A 2615-nucleotide genomic window follows, 5' to 3' on the forward strand; every position below is an offset into this window, starting at 1 on the left:
GTCTAATACTATTTGTTTGTCTTGTTGATTTAGAAAAATGAGTTTAGCCTGTATCACTATCATGTTTTTTGCTCCTTTGTCCGTAAATTTTTGCTGCGAAAGATGTTACTATTGCTATTAAGTCCTCTGCTAGTTCTTTATTTACATCTTCTTCGTTTTCTTTCCCGTTTAAAACTATAAGCTCCACCCCAAAGCTTTCCATAAAAAACTTAAGATATTTAAAACCAAATCTTGCTAGTCTATCCGGATATTCTATTACAACTTTTTCAACTTCTCCTTTTTTTATCTTGTTCAAAAGCTTTCTTTGTGGACACTCTTGTATACAAAACTACTTTGGATTTCGGTTTTTCTTCTATCATACCTAATAACTTCTCTATGTCTTCTTTTCTATACCTTCTTATACCTTTTGGAGTTCTAAGAGGAGTAATTAATCCTTCTTTTTCCCAGTTTATAAGTGTCCTTCGACTAATCGAGTATATTTCTCTTACTTTTTGCATACTTAACAACATCTATCATCACATAATTAAAATTATACTCTTTGCACGATTATCGCCAATTGTTATAACCTCCTGTGTAACAGATTACATAATATTTTTCATTGATTTTCAGAGACATATCTAATAAAGTGTGTAACGCATTACATTTACTATTATACCTCTAAATTATAAAAAATCAATAGCAACAAATAAATTTTCATACTTTTACAAAAAGCTCAACCTTATCGGTTGAGCAAAACTATCATTCTAATGTTTTTATCTGCTCTTCAAGAGTTTGTATCTTATTTTTAAGGTATTCTAATTGCTGTAGTGCTTGTTGTTTTTGCTTAATTATTTCTTCTTTCTGACTCTCTTGCTCTCTTAACTCTTCCATCTTGTTTTTAACTGTTTCAATTAAGATTTGTCTCCTATTATCAAAAAATTCTGCAAGTTTGTTTACAACTTCTTGCAATTCTTTAACGCTTTTTTCCAGTGATGGTTTCATGTTTTTTTGGGCTTTCGGGAAGAGCATTAAACCTAATGCAGCTGCTCCAATCCCCCAGTAAAATTTTCTGGAGGAAAGAAATTTCAAAATTCCCATATCCCTTCCTCCTCCCTTTGGTTTCATTAATATTTTGTCCAATAATTTTTTATATGATTTAATGTGTTATTTCCCAAAAATCATAACTTTTGTTATTGCTTTATATAAGTCTTTTGCATCGTATTTTTCACTAACTTTGTAAAAATATTGAAAAAATTCACCTAATGTATATTCCCAAAGTCCAATTATTTCATTCTTCTTAGACGGATTTTTTTTGTATTCTTTAAAAGACAATTCCATCGCATTTTTTAATATTTCAAGAGCTTTTTGAAATTCTTTCTTTATGTCATCCATTATATTGTTCCCTCCTCAAAAACGTAATCTAAAGACAATATATGAATATTGCAATAATAGTGTTACTCCGGCAGGGGCCCTGTCGGCATCCTTCACAACAAAAAATGGGCTTTTTACGCCCTTTCAATTTATAATATTTACACTGTTTCCACATTTTTTGCACTTGCTCCCTTCCAAACCTACTAGCTTAACATGCCAATAATCTCTTTTAACAAGCAAATTTTCACAATAAGGACAATAGGTATTGTTGTCGAATCCCATGACATTTCCTACATAGACAAAATTTAAATATTTTTTCCCTATCTCATAAGCTCTTCGGAGTGTATCCAAAGGAGTAGGTGGATTATCTAGTTTATAATTTGGAAAATACCTTGAAAAATGCAAAGGAATATTTTTGTCAATTTGAGAAAGCCATTTTACTAAACTTTCTATCTCTTCCTTTTTGTCATTTAAATCAGTAATTATTAAATTTGTAACCTCCACATGACAGTGTTTTGAAGCCTGTTCAACAGTTTCTAAGACGGGGTGCAACTTTCCAGAACAAATTTTTTTATAAAAATCCTCTGTATAGGCTTTTACATCTATATTCATGGCATCCACATAAGGTAATAAACTTTTTAAAGGTTCTAAATTTATATATCCATTTGTGACAAGAACGGTTTTTAAACCTTCTTTTTTAGCCTCAATTAAACAGTCATATACGTATTCATACCATATGGAAGGCTCGTTATAAGTAAAAGCAATCCCTATATTATCTCTCTGCTTTTTTGTAGCAGCTATTACCTGTTCTGGCAGGACGTATTCGCCTTTTAACCTTTGTTGTGATATCTCCCAATTTTGACAAAACTTACATTTCAAATTACAGCCATAGGTCCCTACTGAAAATATATATCTGCCGGGATAAAAGTGATAAAGAGGCTTTTTCTCAATTGGGTCTAATGCTGCAGAGGTGATAGTACCGTAATTTTCGGTCACTAATATTCCGTTTATATTGTTTCTCACATTGCAGACTCCGTACTTTCCTTCATTTATACGGCAATTATGAGGACATAATAAACATTCTACAACATTATTCTCTAGTTTTTTATAGAACATAGCCTCTTTTAACATAGTAAAAGACACCATTTCTCCATCAACTTAAACCGAGAAATGGCTCCTCCCTGGTCATCTAAACTGTGCAAAACTGCACTAGTTTAGAAGGCTGGGCTATTTATAGTCCGCCCTTTCAGAGAGTGCCTATTCCC

General features: G+C 31.9%; 3 protein-coding genes and 2 pseudogenes. All 5 read right to left on the minus strand.

From position 1 onward, the window contains the following. A pseudogene (locus I4N53_RS12590) lies at positions 1-63 on the minus strand (transposase); the annotation flags it as partial. Further along, a pseudogene (locus tag I4N53_RS01070) lies at positions 44-509 on the minus strand (recombinase family protein). The pseudogenes I4N53_RS12590 and I4N53_RS01070, both read right to left, overlap by 20 nt. A 229-nt stretch (positions 510-738) precedes the next feature. Then, positions 739-1077 carry a hypothetical protein gene (locus I4N53_RS01075; protein WP_214495375.1) on the minus strand — a complete coding sequence of 113 codons (339 nt, stop codon included), beginning with the start codon at positions 1075-1077 and terminating at the stop codon, positions 739-741. A gap of 66 nt (positions 1078-1143) precedes the next feature. After that, the gene (locus tag I4N53_RS01080) at positions 1144-1371 is read right to left on the minus strand and encodes a hypothetical protein (protein WP_214495376.1); all 228 of its coding nucleotides are present in this window, start codon (positions 1369-1371) and stop codon (positions 1144-1146) included. Between the two features lie 123 nt (positions 1372-1494). Continuing rightward, positions 1495-2496 (minus strand): AmmeMemoRadiSam system radical SAM enzyme, encoded by a 1002-nt coding sequence (gene amrS / locus I4N53_RS01085; protein ID WP_214495377.1) that lies wholly within the window; start codon positions 2494-2496, stop codon positions 1495-1497. Positions 2497-2615 lie beyond the last annotated feature (119 nt).

This window comes from Thermoanaerobacter sp. CM-CNRG TB177, from assembly GCF_018588165.1.
Classification (GTDB): Bacteria; Bacillota; Thermoanaerobacteria; order Thermoanaerobacterales; family Thermoanaerobacteraceae; genus Thermoanaerobacter; species Thermoanaerobacter thermocopriae.